A 25226-nucleotide genomic window follows, 5' to 3' on the forward strand; every position below is an offset into this window, starting at 1 on the left:
GATTTTCAGTGGCCTTTTTTCGTTGTGGTGTGAAAGCGGTCCGGTTCGTCTCTTACAATTAGAAACATCCCGCACCTCAAGACATTGAAGTGTCAGTTGACCCAAGGAGCTTTACCGCAAGTGCGTTACCCAGTCCGCTTTACCCCGCTGTTCATTGCAATCGCCGCAACGATTGCCCCCACCGTCCACGCCGCCGAAGCCGAAAAGGAAGGTTTTGTCGAAGGTTCGAGCCTCAACCTCAACGCCCGCAACTACTACATGAATCGCAACCGCTTGCAGAAAGCGGACGACAACATCGAGTGGGGCCAGGGTTTTCTCGGCAAATTCCAGTCGGGTTACACCGAAGGCACAGTCGGCTTCGGCATTGATGCCCACGCCATGCTCGGGTTGAAACTCGACGGTGGTGGCGGCACGGACAACTCCAGCATCCTGCCGGTCAGCGATGGCAACGGCAAAGCTCCGGGCTCGTTCTCCACGGCGGGCGGCACGCTGAAAATGCGCGCGTTCGATACCGAGCTGAAGGCCGGCGACTTGTTCCTCACCAACCCGGTGATCGCCGGCGGTGAAAGCCGCATGCTGCCGCAGACCTTCCGTGGCGTCAGCCTGACCAACCACAGCTTCGACGGCTGGATGATCGAAGGCGGCCAGGCCAGCTTCACCAAGCCGTACAACCAGAGCGGCCACAAACGCATCGGCACCTCGTACGGCACATTGGCCGAGGGCGATAAAAGCCAGCACCTGAACTGGGCCGGTGTGTCCTGGAGCGGCGTCGAAGGCCTGACCAGCAACCTGTACGCCGCCGAGCTGAAGGACATCTGGAACCAGTACTACTACGACCTCGACTATACCTGGGCGCTGAACGATCTGGTGACCCTCAACCCGGGCCTGCACTTCTATCACACCCAGGACACCGGCGACGCGCTGCTGGGCAACATCGACAACAACACCTACAGCCTGCATTTCACCGTCGGCATCGGCAGCCACAGCGTCACCGCCGCGTACCAGCGGGTCAACGGCAACACGCCGTTCGACTACATCAGCCAGGGCGACAGCATCTACCTCGACAACTCCCAGCAATACTCGGACTTCAACGGCCCGAACGAGCGCTCCTGGAAACTCAAGTACGCCTATGACTTCGCTGGCGTCGGTCTTCCCGGCCTGACCTCGGCGGTGTCCTACTCCCGCGGCACGCTGGACCTGACCAAGGTCGACCCGGACAGCAAGGGCTACGCCGCGTGGTACAGCGCCGAAGGCCGCAACGCCAAGCACTGGGAACGCGACATCGATCTCAAGTACGTGGTGCAGAGCGGTCAGGCCAAAGACCTGGCGGTACGCCTGCAGTGGGCGACCAACCGTGGCGGCAACGGTTACGGCGCGCTGGACACGGATACCGATGAATACCGCGTGATCATCGACTACCCGATCAACGTCTTCTAAGATCGGCGCTACAGTTGAAAGGCCAGCCTTATGCGCTGGCCTTTTTCTTGCGTGTGCGGCAGCGACGTTTGTACAACTACGCTTATAAGACTCTTCAACCGATAACCAACCATGATCGCGAGCCGTACCCCACCTGCTGCGGGCAAGACCGGACGTCCCGAACTGCTGCTGATTCTCGGCAGTCTGCTGAGCGTGTTCGCGATTGTGTGCATCGTCACTTTTCTGCTGATTCGCGAGCACGCCAATGCTCAGGAGTCGGCGACTCGCAGCGCCACCACCATCGCCCAACTGATCGACGCCGATGTGCTGCGCACCGTCGAACTGTACGACCTGACCCTTCAAGGGCTGATCGCCGCCGCCCAGCGCGACGACCTGAAAAACGTGTCACCGCAGATCCGCCATCTGGCGCTGTTCGACCGCTCCACCACGGCGCGCTTCAAGGGCGACATCCTGCTGCTCGACAAGCATGGCGAGGTCATCGCCGATTCCTCGCGGGTCGAACCGCTGCCGGGCAATTTCGCCGACCGCGACTACTTCCTCGCCCACGCCTTCAACCGCGACGCCGGCATGTTCATCAGCCGCCCGTTCAAACCCCGTTGCGACTGCGACGACGCCAACCAGTGGCGCATCAGTTTCAGCCGGCGCATTTCCTCGGACACCGGGGAATTCCTGGGCGTAGCGGTGGCGTCAATGAAGCTCGATTACTTCGACCAGTTGTTCAACAGCCTCGACATCGGCGTCGACAGCACGCTGAACATCATCAACAACGACGGCATCCTTCTGGCCCAGAAGCCTTATCTGCAAAGTGATTCGATCGGCAAGAGCTTCGCCGCCCGTCCCAATGTGGTGCGGATTCTGCGCGACCGCAGCGGCAATGGCAGTTTCAACAGCATTTCGAGCATGGATCACCAGCAACGGCTGTACACGTACTCCCAGGTCGGCAACCTGCCATTGACGGTGATCGTCGCGCTATCCAGCGAGGAAGTGTTCGGCGCGTGGAAGCGCACGGCGATTCTGATCAGCGGCGCCACCGGCGTACTCTGCCTCGGTCTGCTGTGGCTGACCTGGCTGCTGGCCCGGGAACTGCGCCTGCGCCAACGCGCCGAACGAGAACTGGCGCAACTGGCCGCCACCGATGCCCTGACCGGTGTCGCCAACCGGCGCATGCTTGATCAGTCGTTGCGGCACGAGTGGTTTCGCGCCCAACGCTCGGGCAAATCTCTATCGTTGCTGATGATTGACGCCGATCACTTCAAGGCCTTCAACGACCGGCACGGACATCAGGCCGGGGATCAAGCGCTGCGTGAACTGGCCAGGGTCATTACCGCCAATGTGCGACGCCCGGCAGATCTGGTGGCGCGTTATGGCGGTGAAGAGTTCTCGGTGATCCTGGCCGAGACCGACAGCGTCGGCGCGCAGCAGATAGCCGAGCATGTGCGGGCTGCGGTCGAGCAATTGCCGCGTATGGAGGGCGATGAAATGCCGATGACGGTGAGCATCGGGATCAGCACCTGGACGGTGGCGAGTGAAATCAGTCTGGAGCAACTGTTGTTCGCGGCGGACCGGGCGCTGTATCAGGCCAAGGAAGGTGGCCGGAACCGGGTTGTCATGGCTTGAGCCGGGGCGGCCTTTCTGGCCCCATCGCTGGCAAGCCAGCTCCCACACGTTCCTGGTTATTCACAAATCATCAATACACCCCAAACTCTGTGGGAGCTGGCTTGCCAGCGATGAGGCTGGTACAGCTAATGCAAAACCTGCAGGCATAAAAAAAGGCCACCCAAAGGTGGCCTTCAAAAAACTAGAGAGGTTTTTTACTTACACTGCCGCAACCGGGCGCATGTAAGAGATCGGTGCAGTGCTGGCGTCTTCGAACGTCACGACTTCCCAGGCATCTTTCTGCTCAATCAGTTTGCGCAGAAGCTGGTTGTTCAGTGCGTGGCCGGACTTGAAGCCCTTGAACTCACCAATCAGGCTGTTGCCCAGCAGGTACAGGTCGCCAATTGCATCGAGGATCTTGTGCTTCACGAATTCGTCTTCATAGCGAAGGCCGTCTTCGTTCAGTACGCCATCGGCATCGACCACGATTGCGTTTTCAACGCTGCCGCCGAGTGCGAGGTTGTGCTTGCGCAGGTACTCGATATCACTCATGAAACCGAAAGTACGGGCGCGGCTGACTTCTTTTACGAACGAAGTGCTGGAAAAATCCACGCTTGCACTTTGGGTGCGGTCCCGGAATACCGGGTGATCGAAATCGATCTCGAAGCTCACCTTGAATCCGTCGAAAGGGACGAAAGTGGCGCGCTTGTCGCCGTCTTCCACTGTCACTTCACGCAGGATGCGGATGAATTTCTTGGCGGCGTCCTGTTCTTCCAGGCCTGCCGATTGAATCAGGAATACGAAAGGTCCTGCGCTACCGTCCATGATCGGGACTTCGGACGCGGAGAGCTCGACGTAGGCGTTATCGATGCCCAGGCCAGCCATGGCCGAGAGCAAGTGCTCTACCGTGTCCACTTTGACGTCGCCGTTAATCAGCGTCGTCGACATAGTGGTTTCACCGACGTTTTCCGCGCGGGCAGGAATCTGCACCACAGGGTCGAGGTCAGCGCGACAAAACACAATGCCAGTGTCGACAGGCGCAGGCTTGAGGGTCAGGTAGACCTTCTCCCCGGAGTGCAGGCCTACACCTGTGGCACGGATAATATTTTTCAGTGTGCGTTGTTTAATCATGGCTTGGGCCGCTTCAGCGCAAATTGCGAACTGGTATCAACAAAGGCTGGCGATAATAGCAGACCGAGCCTTTGCTGAACACCAATCACCTTCATAGCCCTGATACATTCCATCAATCAGCCTGACGACGCAGGAAAGCCGGGATGTCCAGGTAGTCCAGGTCATCTTGCGGATTCATCTTCGCGGCAGTCGCAGCACCGGCCTGAGCCTGGTTGCGCATGACGGTCGGACGGTCCAGATCACGGTAGTTCACGGCAGGTTGTTCCTGACGTGCAGGAGCCTGTTGCTGCACCGGAGCGGAAGCCATGGTGGTGTGAACGGTGTTGTCGATGACCTTCACAGGCTTCTCGATTTTCGCGCCCAGACCAGTGGCAACCACGGTCACGTGCAGCTCGTCGCGCATGTCCGGATCGATAACGGTACCGACCTTGACCATTGCGTGCTCGGAAGCGAAGGCTTCGATGATCGAACCCACGTCGGAGTACTCACCCAGGGACAGGTCAGGACCGGCGGTGATGTTCACCAGGATGCCGCGTGCGCCTTGCAGGTTCACGTCTTCCAGCAGCGGGTTGCGGATGGCCGCTTCGGTGGCTTCACGTGCACGGTTCGGACCGCTGGCGCAGCCAGTGCCCATCATCGCCATGCCCATTTCGCTCATCACGGTGCGTACGTCGGCGAAGTCGACGTTGATCATGCCCGGACGCTTGATGATGTCGGAGATACCGCGAACGGCACCGGCCAGTACATCGTCAGCCTTGGCGAAAGCCGACAGCAGGCTTGCGTCTTTGCCGAGGATGGTCAGCAGCTTCTCGTTGGGAATGGTGATCAACGAGTCGACGCTTTCGGAGAGCATGCGGATGCCTTCGTCGGCGATCTGCATACGCTTGCGGCCTTCGAACGGGAACGGACGGGTCACGACCGCAACGGTCAGGATGCCCATTTCCTTGGCCACTTCGGCGATGATCGGCGCTGCACCGGTACCGGTACCGCCGCCCATGCCGGTGGTGATGAACACCATGTTGGTGCCGGCCAGCACTTCAGCGATGCGCTCGCGATCTTCCAGCGCAGCCTGACGGCCGACTTCCGGGTTGGCGCCGGCGCCCAGACCTTTGGTCACGCCGGTGCCCAGTTGCAGAATGGTGCGCGCGCCGATGTTTTTCAGCGCCTGAGCATCGGTGTTGGCGCAGATGAACTCGACGCCTTCGATGTTGCTCTTGACCATGTGGTTGACAGCGTTGCCGCCGCCACCGCCAACACCGATAACTTTGATTACCGGGCTTGCGGGGATGTTGTCTACGAGTTCGAACATTTTCCCTCTCCTTACATTCTCTAGTTTTTTCGCCTACTGCATTTTGTTGCGGTGTTGCGGTAAAGCTTTAGAAGTTGCCCTGAACCCACTTCTTCAAACGGTCCAGCAACGGCGCCTGTGGCTCGTCGTTGCTGTAGCTGTCGCGGCTGCCGATGCCCGAGAACGAGATCCCGTCGGACTGCTTCTGCAGGCCGTACATCAACAAGCCCACGCCAGTGGAATAGATCGGGTTGCGCACCACGTCATCCAGGCCCTTCACGCCGTGCGGTACACCGAGGCGTACCGGCATGTGGAAGATTTCCTCGGCCAGCTCGGTGGCGCCTTCCATCTTTGACGTACCGCCGGTCAGCACGATGCCGGCCGGGATCAGGTCTTCGTAGCCGCTGCGACGCAGCTCGGCCTGGATCAGGGTGAACAGTTCGTCGTAACGCGGCTCGACCACTTCGGCCAGGGCCTGACGGGACAGTTCGCGTGGCGGACGATCGCCGACGCTCGGCACCTTGATGGTCTCGCCGGCACCGGCCAGTTTGGCCAGGGCGCAGGCGTAGCGGATCTTGATCTCTTCGGCGTACTGGGTCGGGGTGCGCAACGCCATGGCGATGTCGTTGGTCACCTGATCGCCGGCAATCGGGATCACGGCCGTGTGACGGATCGCGCCTTCGGTGAAGATCGCGATGTCGGTAGTGCCGCCGCCGATGTCGACCAGGCAAACGCCCAGTTCTTTTTCGTCGTCGGTCAGCACCGAATAGGCCGACGCCAGTTGCTCGAGAATGATGTCGTCGATTTCCAGACCGCAGCGACGCACGCATTTTTCAATGTTCTGTGCGGCATTGACGGCGCAGGTGACCACGTGGACCTTGGCTTCCAGACGCACGCCGGACATGCCCAGCGGCTCGCGCACGCCTTCCTGGTTATCGATCACGTAGTCCTGCGGCAAGGTGTGCAGCACGCGCTGGTCAGCCGGGATCGCTACCGCCTGAGCGGCGTCGAGTACGCGCTCCAGGTCAGCCGAGCTGACTTCGCGGTCGCGGATCGCCACGATGCCGTGGGAGTTCAGGCTGCGGATGTGATTGCCCGCCACGCCGACGAACGCCGAGTGAATGCGGCAGCCCGCCATCAACTGGGCTTCTTCGATCGCGCGCTGGATCGATTGCACGGTGGACTCGATGTTCACCACCACGCCTTTCTTCAGGCCGCGGGACGGATGGGTACCGATCCCGACGATATCGAGCGTGCCGTCGTCCGCAACCTCGCCGACCAGCGCCACCACCTTGGAGGTGCCGATATCGAGACCGACGATCATTTTGCCGCTTTGCACGTTTGCCATGGGTCCTGCCTCTTCTTAATTCTTTGCGACAGCGGGTTGGGCTGTCGTCGGCGCTACTGGTTCCCGCCAGCCAACAGCGAGGCCGTTGGCGTAGCGCAGATCGATACGCGCAATGTTCGTAATCTGGTCTTTAAGCGTCTTGTCGTAGATGGCAATGAAGCGGCGCATCTTTTCCACCAGGTTGCCGCGTCCCAGCAGCAACTCGATGCCGGGGCCGGAACTGCCGGCACCGGTGGTCAGGAACCAGCTGCCACGTTCACGCAGTTCCAGGCGCGCGATCGAGAAGCCCAGCGGCCGGAGCATCTGGCTCAGTACCTGGTATTGCTGCATCACTTGCTGCTGGGCCCGCTGCGGACCGAACAGCTGTGGCAGGTGTTCGTAGTTCGCCAGTTCCTTGGGCGTGAACGCCTGGCCCTGGTTGTTGAGCAGCGACTCGTCGCCCCAACGGGCCACGGGCAATTGCTCTTCGAGGCGGATCACCACCTGGTCCGGCCACACGCGACGGACTTCGGCGTGGGCGATCCACGGCATCTGCTCCAGTTCCGAGCGCATGCTGGCCAGGTCGATGGTGAAGAAGCTCGACGCCACGTACGGGGCGATTCGCTGCTGCACCGCCTGCTGACTGATGTAGCTCAGGTCACCCTGCACGGCGATCTTGGTGATCGGCCGGTCGGCATACGGCAGCAAACGCTGCGCACCTTCGTAAGTACCGAACCCGAGCGCCACCAGCAGCACCGGCCAGAACAGGCTTTTCAGAAAGCCGAAATTGGCTTTCGGCAGGCGCGCGGACATCGGCTCTTTGGCCACCATTCGGCTGGCACCCCGCGGCACCGGCTTGCGGCCGGGAGCGGGTGGCTGATGTCTGAGCTGTGCGCCTTGCATGGTCTTAACCTCGCGCCTCTTTATGGCCATCGGCATCGACACTGGCGGCCAGGATGGCCAGGACCAGTTGCTGGAAATCCAGACCGGCCGCTTTCGCCGCCATCGGTACCAGGCTGTGGTCGGTCATGCCGGGAGCCGTGTTGACTTCCAGGAACCAGAACTTGCCGTCAGCGTCCTGCATGACGTCCGCCCGGCCCCAACCCGCGATACCCAGCGCCTCGCAGGCTCGCGCCGTGAGGTCCATGAGTTCTTTTTCCTTGGCGGCATCGAGCCCGCACGGAATCCGATACTGGGTATCGTTGGCGATGTACTTGGCGTCGTAGTCGTAGAACGTGTGTGGCGTACCCAGGGCGATAGGAGGCAACACCTGGTCACGCAGGGTGGCGATGGTGAACTCCGGACCGTGGATCCATTGCTCGACCAACACTTGCGAATCGTAGGTACTGGCCGCTTTCCATGCGTCGATCAACTCGGACGCAGAACTCACTTTGGCCATCCCGATACTTGAACCTTCATGCGCCGGTTTGACGATCAAAGGGAAGCCCAGTTCCGTCGCTGCGGAAATACAATCGGCCTCGCTGCGCAGCACGGCGTGACGCGGCGTCGGAATCCCGAGGGTGTGCCAGACCTGCTTGGTGCGCAGTTTGTCCATGGCCAGCGCCGACGCGAGGATGCCGCTGCCGGTGTAGGGAATGCCGGCCACTTCGAGCAGGCCCTGCATGCTGCCGTCTTCACCGCCACGACCGTGGAGGATGATGAAGGCGCGGTCGATCTTCTCGCTCAGCAGACGCTGCAGAATGTCGGCACCGACGTCGATCCCGAACGCGTCCACACCGGCGCTTTGCAGCGCAGAAAGTACGGCGTTGCCAGACTTCAGCGAGACTTCACGTTCGGCACTCAGGCCACCGAACAGCACGGCGACACGGCCGAAGTCTTTCGGGGCAATAGTGGAGAACAGGTTGGCGTAGGCAGCAGTCATTTCAACTTCCCCTCGACCGGTGCAGCCACGGCACCAGCGAACAACTCGCTTTTCAACAGTTTCGGTGCGAGACCGCCGATATCACCGGCGCCCTGGCACAGCAGAATGTCGCCGGCACGCAGCAGCGGCTTGACCAGCGGCGCCAGATCGACACCGCGCTCGATGTAGATCGGGTCCAATTGACCGCGCTGGCGGATGCTGTTGCACAGCTTGCGGCTGTCGGCCCCCGGGATCGGCTCTTCGCCGGCCGGATAGACTTCCATCAGTAGCAGCACGTTGGCGTCGGCCAGTACATTGACGAAGTCGTCGTACAGGTCACGGGTGCGGCTGTAGCGGTGCGGCTGGTAGACCATCACCAGACGGCGCTCAGGCCAGCCACCGCGTACAGCCTTGATCACGGCCGCGACTTCGGTCGGGTGGTGACCGTAGTCGTCGACCAGCATCACGTTGCCGCCGTCCACCGGCAGTTCGCCATAGACCTGGAAGCGTCGGCCGACACCCTGGAATCCGGAAAGACCCTGGACGATGGCTTCATCGCTGACGCCCTCGTCGGTAGCGATGCAGATGGTCGCCAGGGAATTGAGCACGTTGTGGTTGCCCGGCATGTTCACGGACACATCCAGCGGCTCGCGATCAGGGCGCAGCACGGTGAAGAAGGTCTGCATGCCCTGCTGGCGCACATTGATGGCGCGCACGTCGGCGTCTTCGCTGAAGCCGTAGGTGACGGTCGGACGCTTCACCAGCGGCAGGATTTCACGCACCACCGGATCGTCCAGGCACATCACCGCCAGACCGTAGAACGGCAGGTTGTGCAGGAACTCGACAAAGGTTTTCTTCAGTTTGTTGAAGTCACCGTCGTAGGTCGCCATGTGGTCGGCGTCGATGTTGGTCACCACAGCCACCAGCGGTTGCAGGTGCAGGAAGCTGGCGTCGCTCTCGTCGGCCTCGGCGATCAGGTAACGGCTGGTGCCGAGCTGGGCATTGGTGCCCGCAGCATTCAGACGGCCACCGATGACGAACGTCGGGTCCAGGCCACCGGCGGCGAACACCGAAGCGATCAGGCTGGTGGTGGTGGTCTTGCCGTGAGTACCGGCGACCGCGATGCCATGGCGGTAGCGCATCAGCTCGGCGAGCATCTCGGCACGCGGCACCACCGGAATACGGCGTTCCAGCGCAGTCGCGACTTCCGGGTTGGAAGTGTTCACGGCACTCGACACCACCAGCACGTCGGCGGCAGCGGCGTTCTCGGCACGGTGGCCGATGAAGATCTGTGCACCGAAGGATTCCAGGCGCTCGGTGACCGGCGAAGCCTTGAGGTCGGAGCCGGACACGGCGTAACCCAGGTTCAGCAGCACTTCAGCGATACCGCACATGCCCACGCCGCCGATCCCGACGAAGTGGATGCGACGGATGCGGCGCATTTCCGGTTGCGGCATGGCTTTCTGATTCTCAACCATGGGCCACCTCCAGACAGGTATCGACCACGCTGCGGGTGGCTTCGGGTTTTGCCAGACGGCGGGCCGCTCGGGCCATTTCTTCGAGTCGTTGCGGTTGCATCAAGACCTCTGTCAGGCGCGCGGCAAGGTCCGCGGCACCAGTCGTTCTTTGCGGCATCAGGAAGGCAGCGCCTTCGCGGGCCAGATAATCGGCGTTGCGGGTCTGGTGATCGTCGATCGCATGGGGCAAAGGCACCAGCATCGACGGCAGACCGGCGGCGGCCAGCTCGCTGACGGTCAGTGCGCCGGCACGGCACACCACGATGTCAGCCCAGCCATAGGCCTGAGCCATGTCCTTGATGAAGGGCTGCACCTGCGCGTCCACGCCGGCGGCGCGATAGCGTTCTGCAGTCACTTCATCGTGATTTTTGCCAGCCTGATGAAACACTTCCGGGCGCAAATCGGCAGCGACTTGCGACAGGGCTTCAGGCAGCAACTTGTTCAACGGTTCTGCGCCCAGGCTTCCGCCCAGGATCAGCAAACGCGCCTTGCGTCCGGCCAGTGCCGCACGCGGTGTTTCGAGGAACAGCTCGCTGCGCACCGGGTTACCGGTGGTACGGCGGCTGTCCGACAGGGTAAAGGTGTCGGGGAACGCTTCACACACCCGGGCGGCGAACGGCACCAGCAACCGATTGGCGGTGCCGGCCACGGCGTTCTGCTCGTGAACGATCACCGGCACACCGGCCAGTTTGGCGGCGATGCCACCAGGACCAGTCACATAACCACCAAAACCGACCACGCACACCGGACGCAGGCGGCGAATGATCGCCCGGGCCTGCCACACCGACTTCAGCAGCATGAACGGTGCCTTGAGCAACGACAGCTTGCCCTTGCCGCGCAGGCCGGTGGCGTTGATGCGATGCAATTCAAGGCCGGCGGCCGGCACCAGATCGTTCTCGATCCCCCGTGGCGTGCCGAGCCAGTGCACGGTGTAGCCCCGCGCCTGGAATTCACGGGCACAGGACAGCGCCGGGAACACGTGGCCGCCGGTACCGCCGGCCATGATCAATACGTTAGCGCCCATGGTTCGGCTCCTCGGCGAAGTCGCTCTCATGGAATTCCATCTCTTCACTGCCCAGGTGGGTCCGGCTCTCCCACTCGATCCTCAGCAACAGGCCAAGGCAGGCGCAGCAGATCACCAGGGAACTGCCGCCATAACTGAGGAACGGCAAGGTAAGGCCCTTGGTCGGCAGCAGGCCGACGTTCACGCCGATGTTGATCAGGAACTGACCGATCCACAGGAATGACAGGCCGTAGGCAACATAAGCGGCAAAAAACTGTTTGGCTTTCTCGGCCCACAGACCGATGTACATGCCGCGGATACACACGAACACGAACAGCGCCACGGTGCACAGCGAGCCCACCGCGCCCAGCTCTTCGGCCAGTACCGAGAACACGAAGTCGGTGTGGGCCTCCGGCAGGTAGAACTGCTTCTGCACGCTGTTGCCCAGCCCAACACCCAGCCACTCGCCGCGACCGAAGGCGATCAAGGCCTGGGACAATTGATAACCGGCACCGAACTGGTCGGCCCACGGGTCGGCGAAGTTGGTCAGACGTGCCATACGGTACGGCTGCATCTGGATCAGCAACACCACCGCCGCCACCGCCAGCACCACCATCAGCGAGAACCGGAACAGTCCGACCCCGCCCAGAAACAGCATCGCCGCCGCAGCGCCCATCATCACGACGGTTGCGCCGAAGTCCGGCTCCATCAGCAACAGACCGGCCATCGGCAGCAGCACGATGAATGGCTTGAAGAAGCCCATCCAGCTTTCGCGCACTTCTTTCTGACGACGCACCAGATAACCGGCGAGGTAAATCACCACGAACACCTTGGCGATCTCGGACGGTTGGACGTTGAAGAAGCTGAAGCCGATCCAGCGCATCGAACCGTTAACCTCACGGCCGATCCCCGGGACGATCACCATCACCAGCAGACCGAACGCACCGATCAGCATCATCCAGCCCAGGCGTTGCCAGGTGGCGATCGGAATCATCATGGTGACGATGCACGCGCCCAGGCCCAGCACCACGTAGATCAGGTGACGGGTCATATAGTAGAGAGCGCTGCCCGACTGTACTGCACCGACTTCTGTCGATGCCGAGGCAATCATGATCAGGCCCAGGCCGAGCAGCGCCAGGCAACCGGCGAGCATCGGGAAGTCGAGGTCGATCCCGCGCCCGGTGATGATCGGCGACGGATACGGCTTGATGATGTTTCGCAGGCTCATGCCAGATCCTCCACGGCGCGGACGAACTGGTGACCACGGTCTTCGTAATTCTTGAACATGTCGAAACTGGCGCAGGCCGGCGACAGCAGCACCACGTCACCCGGCTGGGCGGCGGCACGGCATTTTTCGACGGCGTCGATCAGTGTGGTGGCGCGAATCAGCGGCACGGCATCGCCGATGGCTTCGCCGATCTTGTCGGAATCGCGGCCCATCAGGATCACGGCACGGCAATGGGCCGCCGCCGGATCGCGCAGGTCCTTGAACTCGGCACCCTTGCCGTCTCCGCCAGCGATCAACACGACCTTGCCGGTGATGTCCGCGCCCAGGCCTTCGATGGCAGCCAGCGCGGCGCCGACGTTGGTGGCTTTGGAATCGTTGTAGTAACCGACGCCATCCAGGTCACGCACCCACTGGCAGCGATGTTCGAGGCCGGCGAAGTTGCGCAGGGCCGCGAGCATGGCGTCGAACGGCAGACCGACCGCATGCCCGAGCGCCAGCGCCGCCAGGGCGTTGGACTGGTTGTGGGCGCCGCGAATCTTCAGTTCACGCACCGGCATCAGGTTCTGGAATTCGAAGGCCAGGTATTTCTCGCCATTCTCTTCGCGCAGGCCGAACGCCTTGAAATCGGGCTTGGTCAGGCCGAAGGTCCAGCATGGCTGGCCCTCGCCCATCAGCGGCCGGGTCAACGCATCCTGACGGTTGACCACGAACTGTTTCGCGCCACGGAAGATCCGGTGCTTGGCCAGGTGATAGGCCGGCAGACCGCTGTAGCGATCCATGTGGTCTTCGCTGATGTTGAGCACGGTCGCCACTTCGGCGTTGAGCTGGTCGGTGGTTTCCAGCTGGAAGCTCGACAGCTCCATCACGTACAGCTCGACGTCATCGCTGAGCAGGTCCAGCGCCGGCGTACCGAGGTTGCCGCCGACCGCCACGCGCTTGCCGGCCGCAGCCGCCATCTCGCCGACCAGGGTGGTGACGGTGCTTTTCGCGTTGGAACCGCTGATGGCCACGATCGGCGCCTTCGCGTTACGCGCGAACAGCTCGATGTCGCCGGACAGCTTCACGCCACGGGCCGCGGCGGCTTGCAGGGCCGGGGTCGCCAGCGCCAGGCCGGGGCTCACGTAGAGCTCGTCGGCACGGCACAGGAACTCGACGTCCAGCTCGCCACAACGCACTTCCACGTGCGGATAGTCACGCTGGAGCGTGGCCAGTTCCGGTGGATTTTCCCGCGTATCGGCCACCGCAAACGCCACGCCCCGGTTCGCCAGGAAGCGAACCAGGGACATGCCGCTCTTGCCGAGGCCGACAACGATGCGGAAGTGGTCAGAAGCGATCAGTGACACTCGTTCTACCTCAGCTTCAGGGTGGCAAGGCCGATCAGCACGAGAATCACGGTGATGATCCAGAAACGGACGATCACGCGCGGCTCGGGCCAGCCTTTGAGTTCAAAGTGGTGGTGTATCGGAGCCATGCGGAACACACGGCGACCGGTCAGCTTAAAGGAAGCCACCTGAATGACGACTGACAGGGTTTCCATCACGAACACGCCGCCCATGATGAACAGGACGATTTCCTGACGGACGATCACCGCGATGGTGCCCAGGGCAGCGCCCAGCGCCAGTGCGCCGACGTCACCCATGAAGACTTGTGCCGGATAGGTGTTGAACCACAGGAAGCCCAGGCCGGCACCGATCAGTGCGCCGCAGAACACGATCAGCTCGCCCGCGCCCGGTACGTACGGGATCAACAGGTATTCAGCGAATTTCACGTTACCCGACAGGTAGCAGAAGATGCCCAGGCCACCGCCGACCATCACCGTCGGCATGATCGCCAGACCGTCGAGGCCGTCGGTCAGGTTGACCGCGTTGCTCGAGCCGACGATCACGAAGTAGGTCAGCACGATGAAACCGGCGCCCAGCGGAATGCTGTAGTCCTTGAGCATCGGCAGGATCAGGGTGGTTTCCACCGGCGTGGCGGCAGTCATATAAAGGAAGATTGCCGCGCCGAGGCCGAACACCGACTGCCAGAAATATTTCCAGCGGCTCGGCAGACCACGGGAGTTCTTCTCGATCACCTTGCGGTAGTCGTCGACCCAGCCGATGGCGCCGAACAGCAGGGTCACCAGCAGCACGACCCACACGTAACGATTGCTCAGGTCAGCCCACAACAGGGTGCTGACACCGATGGAAGACAGGATCAGTGCGCCGCCCATGGTCGGCGTACCGGATTTGGACAGGTGCGATTGCGGACCATCGTTACGAACCGATTGGCCGATCTGACGGTTCTGCAGGGTGCGGATCATCCACGGGCCGTAGCACAGCGACAGGACCAGCGCGGTCAGCACACCGAGGATCCCGCGCAGGGTCAGGTACTGGAAGACCGCGAAGCCTTTGTAGAACTGTTGCAGATACTCCGCTAGCAGCAGCAGCATTAATGTTTCTCCAGACTGGACCCGCACAGGGCCGCAACGATGTTTTCCATCGCTGCGCTGCGCGAACCCTTGATCAAAATGGTGGTGTTTTTGTCCTGCTCGGCGCCGAGGGCCTGGATCAGTTCGGCCTGCGTGCCGAAGTGATGCGCCTCTTGGCCGAATGCGTTCACGGCGTGGACCATGTTCGGCCCGACGGCGTAAAGCGCGGAAACCTTGCCCCGGGCGTATTCGCCCACGTCGCGGTGCCCCTGCTCCGCCCAGTCGCCCAACTCGCCGATATCCCCGAGCACCAGGACGGTGCGGCCGGAAAAGCCGGCGAGTATATCAACGGCCGCGCACATGGAGGTGGGGTTCGCGTTGTAAGTGTCATCGATCACGCGCATGCCGTTTTTCGCCAGTTGCGCGACGGTGCGACCCTTGACCGGTTGTACCGCGCCAAGCCCGGTGGCGATGCCGAACAGCGACACGCCCAGGGCGTGAGCGGCAGCGGCGGCAGCCAGGGCATTGGCGACGTTATGGGTGCCGAGCAGGTTCAGTTGAACCCGTTCCACACCTTCAGGACTGTGCAGGTTGAACGCCGGGCAGCCACGGGCATCGGTGGCCAGATCGCTGGCGTGGAAATCCGCTTGCGTGTTGCTCAGGGCGAAGGTCAGCACCTTGCGACCGGCAGCGCGGGTCTTCCAGATACCGAACGCCTTGTCATCGAGATTCAGCACGGCAATGCCATCAGCCGCCAGCCCTTCGATGATTTCACCCTTGGCTTCGACGATTTTCTCCGGCCCGCCGAACTCGCCAACGTGAGCGGTGCCGGCGTTGTTGAGGATTGCCACGTGCGGCTTGGTCAGCCCGACGGTGTAGGCGATTTCACCCAGACGCGACGCGCCCAGTTCGATCACTGCCGCGCTGTGTTCCGGGGCAAGTTCGAGCAGGGTCAGCGGTACGCCGAGGTCGTTGTTCAGGTTGCCACGGGTCGCGTGCACCGAACCGCGTGTGCGCAGGATGCTCGCGAGCATTTCCTTGACCGTGGTCTTGCCACTGGAGCCGGTCACGGCCGCGACCGGTTTGGTGAACGCGGCACGGTTCAGTGCACCCAGTTGACCGAGGGCCTGGCGGGTGTCCTTGACCAGCAGTTGCGGCAGCGTGCTGTCGGCGACTTCGCGCTCGACCAATGCAGCAACGGCACCTTTGGCGGCGACTTCATTCAGATAGTCATGACCGTCGAAACGTGGACCGGTCAGGGCAATAAACAGTTGGCCGGCCTTGATCGCGCGGCTGTCGATGCTCACGCCGTCGAAGCTGGCGTCCACGCTGATCAGCCGCGCGTCGAGTGCGTTGGTCAGTTCGCTGAGTTTCAGGGCCTTAAGCATGGGCCACCTCCCACGCGGTCAGGGCATGATCGGCCTCGACCAGATCAGAGAACGCGTGGCGCTCGCCGTTGATTTCCTGATAGTCCTCGTGACCTTTGCCGGCCAGGACCACCACGTCATCCGCCGAGGCGCTGGCGATCAGTTGTGCGATGGCCTGGCCGCGACCGGCCACGAATGTGACGTTATCCACAGCCGTGAAGCCGGCGCGAATGTCATCAAAAATCACCGACGGGTCTTCGGTGCGCGGATTGTCATCGGTCACCAGCACACGATCGGCCAGACGCTCGACCACTTCGGCCATCAGCGGACGCTTGCCGCGATCGCGATCACCGCCACAACCGAACAGGCACAACAACTGGCCTTTGACGTGCGGACGCAACGCAGTCAGAACCTTCTCCAGCGCATCCGGCGTGTGGGCGTAATCGACCACCACCAGCGGCTGGGTGCCGCCGCCGAGACGCTGCATGCGTCCGGCCGGGCCTTCGAGTTTCGGCAGCACCTTGAGAATTTCGTCGAGGGCGTAGTCCAGACCGAGCAAGGCACCAACGGCAGCCAGCACGTTGCTCAGGTTGAAACGGCCCAGCAATGTGCTGCGCAGATGATGTTCGCCCTGGGGGGTGACCAGCGTGGCACGCACACCATGGTCGTCGAACTGTGCTTCGCGGACATACAGATAGGCGCTGCTGTCGAGCAGGCTATAGGAGATCAGACGCGACTCACGTTTTTCCGCGGCCAGTTGCCGGCCGAAATCGTCATCCAGATTGACCACGCGGCACTTCAAGTCATTCCAGGCAAACAGCTTGGCCTTCGCTTCGGCGTAGGCCTCCATGGTGCCGTGGTAATCGAGGTGATCGCGGGACAGGTTGGTCATCACCGCGACGTCGAACGCCAGTGCGGTGACCCGGCCCTGATCCAGACCGTGGGACGAAACTTCCATGGCCACGGCTTTGGCGCCAGCCTTTTTCAGGTCGCCCAGGGTCGCTTGCATGGCAATCGGATTCGGCGTGGTGTGCAGGCCACTTTGCAGCGAACCGTAGAAACCGGAACCCAGGGTGCCGACGATGCCGCAATGCTGGCCGAGCAGATCCAGGGCCTGTGCGACCAATTGGGTCACGCTGGTCTTGCCGTTGGTACCGGTCACGCCCACCAGATTCAGGTGATGACTCGGCTCACCGTAAAAACGGCCGGCGATATCCGACAGCTGAGCCGCCAGCCCTTTGACCGGAATCAACGGCACGTCAGTGATCGGCAGCACGGTGGCGCCTTCCACTTCATAAGCCACCGCTGCGGCGCCACGAGCCAGTGCATCGGCAATGTGCGCACGACCATCGAACTTGCCGCCCGGCACCGCGAGGAACAGGTCGCCCGCGCGCACGTTGCGGCTGTCGAGCGCCAGTTCACGGATCAACAGATCGTGGCCGGCGTGGGGGAATATCTTGTTCAGACTAAGAGACATCAGCCGCGCCCTCCATTGGCTTTCAGCGGAACAGCCGGGGTGGCATTGGCTTGCTGGGTATTCGGCAGGTTGTCCGGGGTGATGTTCATCAGACGCAGAGTGCCGGACATCACACGGCTGAACACCGGTGCCGAAACCAGACCACCGAAATAACCGGCCTTGGTCGGTTCATCGATCACCACGACGATGGCATAACGCGGATCGCTCATCGGGCCGAAACCGGCGAACAGCGAGCGATAGGAGTTTTCGGCATAGCCCTTGGTGCCCACCGAGGTCTTGCGCGCCGTACCCGACTTGCCGGCCACGTGATAGGCGGGAACCTGCGCACGGAATACGCCGCGCGGGGCTTCGATCACTTGTTGCAACATGCCCTGCATGGTTTTCGCCACGGCTTCCGGCAGCACCTGGGTGGTCTGCGGCGCCTTGTCGGTTTTGATCAGGGTCAACGGTGCGAGACGACCGTTGTTGGCCAGTGCCGAGAACGCGTGCACCAACTGGATCGCGGTCACCGAAACGCCGTAGCCGTAGGACAGGGTTGCAGTTTCAGCCTTGCGCCACTCGCGGTAGTTCGGCAGGTTGCCGACACGTTCGCCCGGGAAGCCGAGGCCGGTGTCCTGGCCGAGGCCGACTTTCTGTGCCAGACGGAAAATGGTTTCGCCGCCGATATCGAAAGCGACCTTACTCATGCCGACGTTACTGGAATTGATCAGAATCCCGGTCAGATCGAGTACCGGACCTTCGGTCTTCGACACGTCCTTGATGGTGTACTTGCCGATCTGCAGGGAGCCCGGATACACCTCGACGGTGTCGCTCGGTTTCCAGCGGCCGGTTTCGATCGCGGCGCTCATCGAGATCGCTTTCATGGTCGAACCCGGTTCGAACACGTCGATCATCGCGCGGTTACGCATCATCGCCGGTTGCAGGTTGCGACGGTTGTTCGGGTTGTAGGTCGGCTGGTTGACCATGGCGAGAATCTCGCCGGTCTTCACGTCCATGATCACCAGACTGCCGGCCTTGGCGCCGTTCTCGATGATCGCGTTGCGCAGCTCGCGGTTGGCCAGGTATTGCAGACGCAGGTCAATGGACAACGCCAAGGGCTTGCCGGCCTTGGCGTTCTTGGTGACCTGGACATCCTTGATCAGCCGACCGCGCCGATCCTTGATGACCTGCCGCTTGCCGGGCACGCCGGCCAGCCATTCGTCGTAGGCCAGTTCCACGCCTTCACGACCGTGGTCATCGATGTCGGTGAACCCGACCATGTGCGCGGTCACTTCACCGGCCGGATAGAACCGGCGGAATTCTTCGATGCCGTAGACGCCCGGCACTTTCAGGTCGAGCACGGCCTGGCCCTGCTCGGGGGTCAGCCCGCGCACCAGATAAATGAATTCTTTGTTGGCCTGGGCTTCAAGACGTTCGGCCAGGGCTTTCGGATCCTGGCCGAGGGCAGCGGCGAGCGCCGGCCACTTTTCCTTGGCCAGCTGCATTTCCTTGGCATTGGCCCACAGGGTGGTCACCGGCGTACTCACGGCCAGAGGCTCACCATTGCGGTCAGTGATCAGGCCACGGTGTGCCGGGATCGGAATGTGACGAACGCTTCGCGCATCACCCTGCCCCTTGAGGAAGTCACGGTCGATAACCTGCAGGTCGATGATCCGCCAGCAGATCGCAGCCACCATCACGCCAAGCAGACCGACGACCAGACGGAAGCGCCACGGGAAGAGTGCCCCTTCGAGCTTCATCATGGCGCCACCATCTTCACGTCAGCTGCGCCAGGGATGTGCATCTTCAGTTGTTCGGTGGCCAGCACTTCGATCCGGCTGTGGGCGGTCCAGGTGCTTTGCTCAAGGATCAGACGCCCCCACTCGGCCTGCGCCTTGTCGCGCACGCTGAGTTCGTTATAAAGGGTATTGAGCAACTGCCGGTTCCAGTGGGCGCTATAGGACACGCCGATGGCCGACACGAGCACGCCAATGAACAGCAGCAGCATGAAAAAGCTGCCGCCAGGCAGTGGCTTGGCGAAAAGCTTGCTCACCGCAGCTTCTCCGCGACGCGCATGACGGCGCTACGGGAACGTGGGTTGGCTTTGAGTTCGGCGTCGGAGGCCGTCTGCGCTTTGCCATGGACTTTGATTTTCGGTTCGAACGCGACGTGGCGAACCGGCAGGTTGCGCGGCAGGTTGTCGGCTTCGCCTTTCACCAGCTTGCGCATGAACAGTTTGACGATGCGGTCTTCCAGCGAGTGGAAGCTGATCACGACCAGACGGCCGCCCACTTCCAGGCATTCGAGCGCGGCGTCAAGGCCGGCTTCCAGATCGCCCAGTTCGTTGTTGACGTGAATGCGCAGGCCCTGGAATGCACGGGTGGCCGGGTTCTTGCCCTTTTCCCACGCCGGGTTGGCGACTTTCAGCACTTCGGCCAGATCGGCGGTGCGCTCGAACGGGGTGATGTCGCGGCGCTCGGCCACGGCACGGGCCATGCGACCGGAGAAACGTTCTTCGCCATATTCCTTGAACACCCGGGCGATTTCTTCAACCGGTGCGGTGTTGACGAACTCGGCCGCACTGATGCCACGGGACGGGTCCATGCGCATGTCCAATGGACCGTCGTTGAGGAAACTGAAGCCACGCTCGGCGTCATCGAGCTGCGGCGACGACACGCCGAGGTCGAGCAGAATGCCGCTGATCTTGCCGTCCAGACCGCGCTCGGCAACCACCGAACCCAGCTCGGCAAAGCTGCGCTGCACAACGACAAAGCGGCCGTCTTCGGCCGCTAGCGTTTGCCCGGTGGCAATCGCTTGTGGATCTTTGTCGAATCCGATGAGCCGGCCATCCGGGCCGAGCTTGCTGAGAATCAACCGGCTGTGCCCGCCGCGCCCGAACGTGCCGTCCAGATAGCAGCCATCAGGACGTACGGCGAGAGCCTCGACGGCTTCGTCAAGCAGTACGGTGATGTGGTTAAAGCCGCTATCAATAGTCACAGGATCAGATCACGCAGTTCATCAGGCATGGCGCCCGGTTGTTGTATGGCAGCCAGGTCAGCGGCAGAAACCGCGTTCCAGGCATCTTCGTCCCACAGTTGGAACTTGTTCAGTTGACCGACCAGCATCGCGCGCTTGTCCAGCTTTGCGTATTCGCGCAGGCGCGGCGGCACCAGAAAACGACCACTGCCGTCGAGCTCGAGGTCGACGGCGTTACCAATCAATAAACGTTGCAGACGACGGTTCTCTTCGCGGAGCGAAGGAAGCGCGCGCAACTTGGTTTCAATAATTTCCCACTCATCGAGCGGGTAGACACACAGGCACGGATCAACGGCATCAATGGTCACGATCAATTGGCCGGAACTACGCGAAACGAGCTCGTCACGGTACCGGCTCGGCATGGCGAGACGGCCCTTTGCGTCGAGACTGATAGCGTTAGCTCCGCGAAACACGTCTGCGTTTCTCCAATTTTTATCGTTTTGAGCTCAAAAAACCCACTTCATGCCACTTTCCGCCACTTGCGCACACTATAGGAATGCGCCCACCACACCGTCAAGGCGCGGATCAAAGGAAAACCCTTACAGAACGGAGATTTAGGAGCATAAAAGGAGGAGCAACGAGAATCCGGCGGATGCTTTTATCCAATAACTTGAGACAGCACTGATAGCTGCGCTCGAAAGTTAAAGTAATTTGTTAAGAGTAAGATTTTTTCGGTATTACAAAAGCGCTTCTGCTGTTGATTGAAGCAAGGTGGGAAATGGCTATTACTGCGGTTGCCGCTGCCGGATTTCCAGAGCAGGCCTGCTGATAATAAACAGCCCTGTCGCCTTTAATTCAAGCAGGGAAAAGAAAAAGGTGGAGAGTCGATCTGTAAGCCGGGTTCTGTCTTGAACAGTCATTCGTCTACGATGGCCATCACTGGACATCTTTAGCAACCTACCCGGTCCCAGCGCGGGCCACGCCTTGGGACCCTATTTGGTCTTGCTCCAAGTGGGGTTTACCTAGCCACGAACTGTTGCCAGACGTGCGGTGCGCTCTTACCGCACCTTTTCACCCTTACCGGCGCCGAAGCGCTTAGGCGGTTATTTTCTGTGGCACTTTCCGTAGGCTCACGCCTCCCAGGCATTACCTGGCACTTCGCCCTATGGAGCCCGGACTTTCCTCCCCCCCCTAATTTTCATAGAGGGCAGCGACTGTCCGATCGACTCTCCGCCGCGCAGGTTAACGGCAGAGCGCCCGAAGAACAAGCGCTAATAGCCCGCAAACCGGTCTGCGCGACGGGTTACGCGCCTTTTTGCTGATCCAGCGCGATCTGATACAGCACGTTTTTGCGCTCACCGGTGATTTGCGCTGCCAAAGCGGCCGCACGCTTGAGCGGCATCTCTTCCAGCAGCAGATTAAGGATGCGCATCGCCTCGCTGCTGACGGCATCTTCGGATTCCGGCGCAGTCCAGCCAGCCACCACAACAACACACTCGCCACGTTGCTGATTGCTGTCCGCCTCGACGAACGCACGCAACTCGGCCAGTGGCAGGCCCTTGAGCGTTTCAAAGGTCTTGGTGATTTCACGAGCGAGCAAGGCCGGGCGATCAGCACCGAACACGGCTTCCATATCCTGCAGACATTCGAGAATACGATGCGGCGCCTCGTAGAAAATCAGCGTGCGCGGTTCTTCCTTGATGGCTTCCAGGCGCGCCTTGCGACCAACGGCTTTAGCCGGCAGAAAACCTTCGAAGATGAAACGGTCGGATGGCAGGCCAGCAGCCGACAACGCCGCGATCAACGCACAGGCACCCGGCACCGGCACCACATTGATCCCGGCGGCACGCGCCTGGCGCACCAGGTGATAACCCGGATCGGAAATCAGCGGCGTACCGGCATCGGAAATCAGCGCGACGTTGTCGCCAGCCAGCAGACGCGTGATGAAACGACTGCCCTCATCACGCTCGTTGTGTTCATGGCAGGCCGCCAGCGGCGTGGAGATGCCGAAGTGTTGCATCAGACGCTGGGAATGGCGCGTGTCTTCGGCGGCAATCAGCGCCACTTCGCGCAGGATCTTCAACGCCCGGGCGCTGATATCGTCCAGGTTGCCGATGGGCGTCGCCACCACATAAAGCGAGCCCGCAGCGGAATTCAAAGCACCTGGAGCAGTCAAAGCGCACACCTCATGATCGGTAAAAGCCGCCATTGTAGCGCGTCACGCGCCCGGCGATGCGCTCGCGGCAGACACGGTTTGTCGCACCATTGTGCGGTCGCGCAACATTTACATCAGCTAAATTGACGGTTTCACACCAGTAACATCGCGCCCCGGCCAGCGCTTGGGTACAATTCGACGCTAATTTGATCGAGTATCAGGAACACTTACATGATCGCTTGCCTGCGGCTGTTCACTGCCCTCTGCCTCGCTGCCTTGCTGGCGGCTTGCGCCAGCTCCCCTTCCTCCAGCCTTGGCGAACTTCCACGGACTCCGGACGCCAGCATCGAGCAACTGCTCGAACAGGCCGCCCAGGCCAAATCGCCGGACAAGGCTGCACTGCTGCGCCTGAGTGCAGCGGACATGGCTTACCGCCAGGGCAATGCCGGACAGTCCGCGCAAATCCTGCAACAAGTGCCGATGGAACAACTCCAGCCAGGCCAGCAGGCATTTGCCAGCACGTTGTCTGCTGAACTGGCGATGACCCGCAACCAGCCAAAAGCTGCGCTGGCAGCCTTGAACCATCCAAGCCTGCAGCGCCTGAGCGAAATGTCGATTCCGCTGCAGGTTCGCGCCGGCACCGTTCACGCCCGCGCCCTCGAAGCCGATGGCCAGACACTGGCTGCCGCTCGCGAACGCATCTTCATCGCACCGATGCTGGAAGGCGAAGCCGCCAGCAAGAACCACGAAGCGATCTGGACCCTGATTGCGTCGCTGCCGACCGATCAACTGCAACCCAACGGGACCGACGACCTCGCAGGCTGGATGAGCCTGGCCCTGGCCGTGAAAACCGCCGGCACCCTGGAACAGCAACAGGCTGCCATCGACGACTGGCGCTCGCAGCACCCGAAACACCCGGCCGCGATCAACCTGCCGCTGCCTCTGACCAAACTCAAGGAACTGGCCAGCCAGCCTCTGAGCAAGATCGCCCTGCTACTGCCACAGGACGGCCAGCTGGCCTCGGTCGGCAAGGCCCTGCGTGACGGCTTCATGGCCGCGCATTACCAGGCCCAGCAAGCCGGTCAGAAACCACCGGCCATCGTGTTCTACGACAGCTCGCACCTGACCAACATGGACGAGTTCTACCGCAAGGCCCAGGCCGACGGCGTGCAACTGGTTGTCGGGCCGCTGGAAAAACCGCTGGTCAAACAGCTGAGCACCCGCCCGCAACTGCCGATCACCACTCTCGCGCTGAACTACAGCGAAGGCGACCAGGGCCCGGCGCAACTGTTCCAGTTTGGCCTCGCCGCTGAAGACGAAGCCCGCGAAGTGTCCCGCCGCGCCCGTGCCGACGGCCTGCACCGCGCTGCAATCATGGTGCCAAAAGGCGAATGGGGTGACCGTGTCCTGCGCGCCTTCAGCCAGGACTGGCAAGCCAACGGCGGCAGCATTGTCGCCACCGAGCGTGTCGATCAACCTGTGCAACTGGCCCAACAGATCGCCGACATGTTCCAGTTGCGCCAGAGCGAGGCCCGCGCCAAAAGCCTGCAGAATGCTGCCGGTACCAACGTCGCCGCCCAGCCTTCGCGTCGCCAGGACATCGAGTTCATTTTCCTCGCCGCGACTCCGCAACAGGCCCAGCAGATCAAGCCGACCCTGAACTTCCAGTACGCCGGTGACGTGCCGGTCTACGCGACCTCCCACGTGTTCAGCGCCAGCGGCGACGTCAACCAGTACAACGACATGAACGGCGTGCGCTTCTGCGAAACCCCGTGGCTGCTGGATGCCAACGATCCACTGCGCAAACAGGTCACCGCACAATGGCCACAAGCCGCCGGCAGCCTCGGCCGTCTGTACGCGATGGGTGTTGACGCCTACCGCCTGGCACCACGCCTGAGCCAGCTCAAGACCCTGCCGGACAGCCGCATCGACGGCCTGTCGGGCAGCCTGGGCATGACCCAGAGCCAACGCGTCGTACGTCAGTTGCCATGGGCCCAGTTTGTCAGCGGCCAGATCCAGCGCCTGCCGGACACCCCGCGCTGATGCCCGACAGGTCACACCTGCAAAGCGGCAAGGATGCCGAGCGCCAGGCGCTCGAGCATCTGCAACACCAGGGTCTGCGCCTGCTGGCGCAGAACTGGTTATGTAAACGCGGCGAGCTTGATCTGGTCATGCTTGATGGCGATACAGTAGTATTCGTCGAAGTACGTTACCGAAAGAACACTCAATGGGGTGGAGCGCTCGACAGTATCGACGGGCGCAAACGGCAGAAACTGATTTTCGCCGCACAGTATTTTCTTCAGCGCGAGTCGCGTTGGGCCAATTCCCCCTGCCGCTTCGACGTGGTGGCCATCGACAGCCACCAGGGTCAGCTGAACTGGTTGCAGAATGCGTTCGACAGTTGAGCGCCTGCGCCGACCTGGACATTTTCACTCAACACTTTTGCTCTTTGCTTTGCGGGCTGCACATTCACG

Annotated in this window: 21 protein-coding genes and 1 other RNA gene; 4 read left to right on the forward strand and 18 right to left on the reverse strand. The window is 61.7% G+C overall.

Translation table 11 applies throughout. The features are described 5' to 3' along the window. Positions 1-120: 120 nt before the first annotated feature. Together IF189_RS23270 and IF189_RS23275 are read left to right on the forward strand one after the other, a co-directional pair. Positions 121-1437 (forward strand): OprD family porin, encoded by a 1317-nt coding sequence (locus tag IF189_RS23270; RefSeq protein WP_192552341.1) that lies wholly within the window; start codon positions 121-123, stop codon positions 1435-1437. Between the two features lie 111 nt (positions 1438-1548). Beyond that, positions 1549-3054, forward strand: coding sequence for a sensor domain-containing diguanylate cyclase (locus IF189_RS23275; protein WP_192552342.1), 1506 nt, complete (start codon positions 1549-1551; stop codon positions 3052-3054). A 198-nt stretch (positions 3055-3252) separates the two neighbouring features. Here the strand turns inward: IF189_RS23275 and lpxC are convergent, their stop codons facing one another. The 18 genes from lpxC to rsmI all read right to left on the reverse strand — a co-directional run bounded on the left by lpxC (position 3253) and on the right by rsmI (position 22806). Continuing rightward, on the reverse strand, positions 3253-4164 hold the full coding sequence (lpxC, locus tag IF189_RS23280; protein ID WP_065261513.1) for a UDP-3-O-acyl-N-acetylglucosamine deacetylase: 912 nt from the start codon (positions 4162-4164) through the stop codon (positions 3253-3255). Positions 4165-4276: 112 nt separating this feature from the next. Next, complete coding sequence (gene ftsZ / locus IF189_RS23285; RefSeq protein WP_085709356.1) at positions 4277-5473, reverse strand: cell division protein FtsZ; 1197 nt, start codon at positions 5471-5473, stop codon at positions 4277-4279. A gap of 67 nt (positions 5474-5540) precedes the next feature. Further along, a complete protein-coding gene (gene ftsA, locus IF189_RS23290) occupies positions 5541-6800 on the reverse strand; it encodes a cell division protein FtsA (protein WP_065261511.1) in 1260 nt (419 codons plus the stop codon). 15 nt (positions 6801-6815) lie between these two features. After that, positions 6816-7682 (reverse strand): cell division protein FtsQ/DivIB, encoded by an 867-nt coding sequence (locus IF189_RS23295; RefSeq protein ID WP_085709355.1) that lies wholly within the window; start codon positions 7680-7682, stop codon positions 6816-6818. Between the two features lie 4 nt (positions 7683-7686). After that, positions 7687-8661, reverse strand: coding sequence for a D-alanine--D-alanine ligase (locus tag IF189_RS23300; protein ID WP_192552343.1), 975 nt, complete (start codon positions 8659-8661; stop codon positions 7687-7689). After that, on the reverse strand, positions 8658-10118 hold the full coding sequence (gene murC / locus IF189_RS23305) for a UDP-N-acetylmuramate--L-alanine ligase (RefSeq protein WP_085709353.1): 1461 nt from the start codon (positions 10116-10118) through the stop codon (positions 8658-8660). Before murC ends, IF189_RS23300 begins: the two co-directional genes overlap by 4 nt. Beyond that, positions 10111-11181: an undecaprenyldiphospho-muramoylpentapeptide beta-N-acetylglucosaminyltransferase gene (murG, locus tag IF189_RS23310; protein WP_085709352.1), complete on the reverse strand. Its 1071-nt coding sequence runs from the start codon at positions 11179-11181 to the stop codon at positions 10111-10113. Before murG ends, murC begins: the two co-directional genes overlap by 8 nt. Continuing rightward, the gene (ftsW, locus tag IF189_RS23315; RefSeq protein ID WP_085709351.1) at positions 11171-12388 is read right to left on the reverse strand and encodes a putative lipid II flippase FtsW; all 1218 of its coding nucleotides are present in this window, start codon (positions 12386-12388) and stop codon (positions 11171-11173) included. The genes murG and ftsW overlap by 11 nt, the downstream gene beginning before the upstream one ends. After that, positions 12385-13731, reverse strand: a complete 1347-nt coding sequence (gene murD, locus IF189_RS23320; RefSeq protein WP_134828047.1) for a UDP-N-acetylmuramoyl-L-alanine--D-glutamate ligase — start codon at positions 13729-13731, stop codon at positions 12385-12387. The genes ftsW and murD overlap by 4 nt, the downstream gene beginning before the upstream one ends. Positions 13732-13736: 5 nt before the next feature. After that, on the reverse strand, positions 13737-14819 hold the full coding sequence (gene mraY / locus IF189_RS23325; RefSeq protein WP_015096766.1) for a phospho-N-acetylmuramoyl-pentapeptide-transferase: 1083 nt from the start codon (positions 14817-14819) through the stop codon (positions 13737-13739). Then, the gene (locus IF189_RS23330) at positions 14819-16186 is read right to left on the reverse strand and encodes a UDP-N-acetylmuramoyl-tripeptide--D-alanyl-D-alanine ligase (protein WP_134828048.1); all 1368 of its coding nucleotides are present in this window, start codon (positions 16184-16186) and stop codon (positions 14819-14821) included. The genes mraY and IF189_RS23330 overlap by 1 nt, the downstream gene beginning before the upstream one ends. Continuing rightward, positions 16179-17642: a UDP-N-acetylmuramoyl-L-alanyl-D-glutamate--2,6-diaminopimelate ligase gene (locus tag IF189_RS23335; RefSeq protein WP_134828049.1), complete on the reverse strand. Its 1464-nt coding sequence runs from the start codon at positions 17640-17642 to the stop codon at positions 16179-16181. The genes IF189_RS23330 and IF189_RS23335 overlap by 8 nt, the downstream gene beginning before the upstream one ends. Continuing rightward, positions 17642-19381: a peptidoglycan D,D-transpeptidase FtsI family protein gene (locus IF189_RS23340; protein WP_170929662.1), complete on the reverse strand. Its 1740-nt coding sequence runs from the start codon at positions 19379-19381 to the stop codon at positions 17642-17644. Before IF189_RS23340 ends, IF189_RS23335 begins: the two co-directional genes overlap by 1 nt. Next, positions 19381-19674: a cell division protein FtsL gene (gene ftsL / locus IF189_RS23345; RefSeq protein ID WP_007956777.1), complete on the reverse strand. Its 294-nt coding sequence runs from the start codon at positions 19672-19674 to the stop codon at positions 19381-19383. The genes IF189_RS23340 and ftsL overlap by 1 nt, the downstream gene beginning before the upstream one ends. After that, positions 19671-20618 (reverse strand): 16S rRNA (cytosine(1402)-N(4))-methyltransferase RsmH, encoded by a 948-nt coding sequence (gene rsmH / locus IF189_RS23350; protein WP_413038508.1) that lies wholly within the window; start codon positions 20616-20618, stop codon positions 19671-19673. Before rsmH ends, ftsL begins: the two co-directional genes overlap by 4 nt. Beyond that, the gene (mraZ, locus tag IF189_RS23355; protein ID WP_003205355.1) at positions 20615-21070 is read right to left on the reverse strand and encodes a division/cell wall cluster transcriptional repressor MraZ; all 456 of its coding nucleotides are present in this window, start codon (positions 21068-21070) and stop codon (positions 20615-20617) included. Before mraZ ends, rsmH begins: the two co-directional genes overlap by 4 nt. Positions 21071-21473: 403 nt before the next feature. Then, an RNA gene (rnpB, locus tag IF189_RS23360) (RNase P RNA component class A) lies at positions 21474-21827 on the reverse strand. A gap of 73 nt (positions 21828-21900) precedes the next feature. After that, positions 21901-22806 carry a 16S rRNA (cytidine(1402)-2'-O)-methyltransferase gene (gene rsmI, locus IF189_RS23365; RefSeq protein WP_134828050.1) on the reverse strand — a complete coding sequence of 302 codons (906 nt, stop codon included), beginning with the start codon at positions 22804-22806 and terminating at the stop codon, positions 21901-21903. A gap of 177 nt (positions 22807-22983) precedes the next feature. Between rsmI and IF189_RS23370 the strand changes: the two genes are divergently transcribed. Next, positions 22984-24795 (forward strand): penicillin-binding protein activator, encoded by a 1812-nt coding sequence (locus IF189_RS23370; RefSeq protein ID WP_134828051.1) that lies wholly within the window; start codon positions 22984-22986, stop codon positions 24793-24795. Continuing rightward, on the forward strand, positions 24795-25157 hold the full coding sequence (locus tag IF189_RS23375) for a YraN family protein (RefSeq protein ID WP_007956783.1): 363 nt from the start codon (positions 24795-24797) through the stop codon (positions 25155-25157). The genes IF189_RS23370 and IF189_RS23375 overlap by 1 nt, the downstream gene beginning before the upstream one ends. The last annotated feature ends 69 nt before the right edge of the window (positions 25158-25226 follow it).

The organism is Pseudomonas sp. IzPS59, from assembly GCF_014863505.1.
Classification (GTDB): Bacteria; Pseudomonadota; Gammaproteobacteria; order Pseudomonadales; family Pseudomonadaceae; genus Aquipseudomonas; species Aquipseudomonas kribbensis.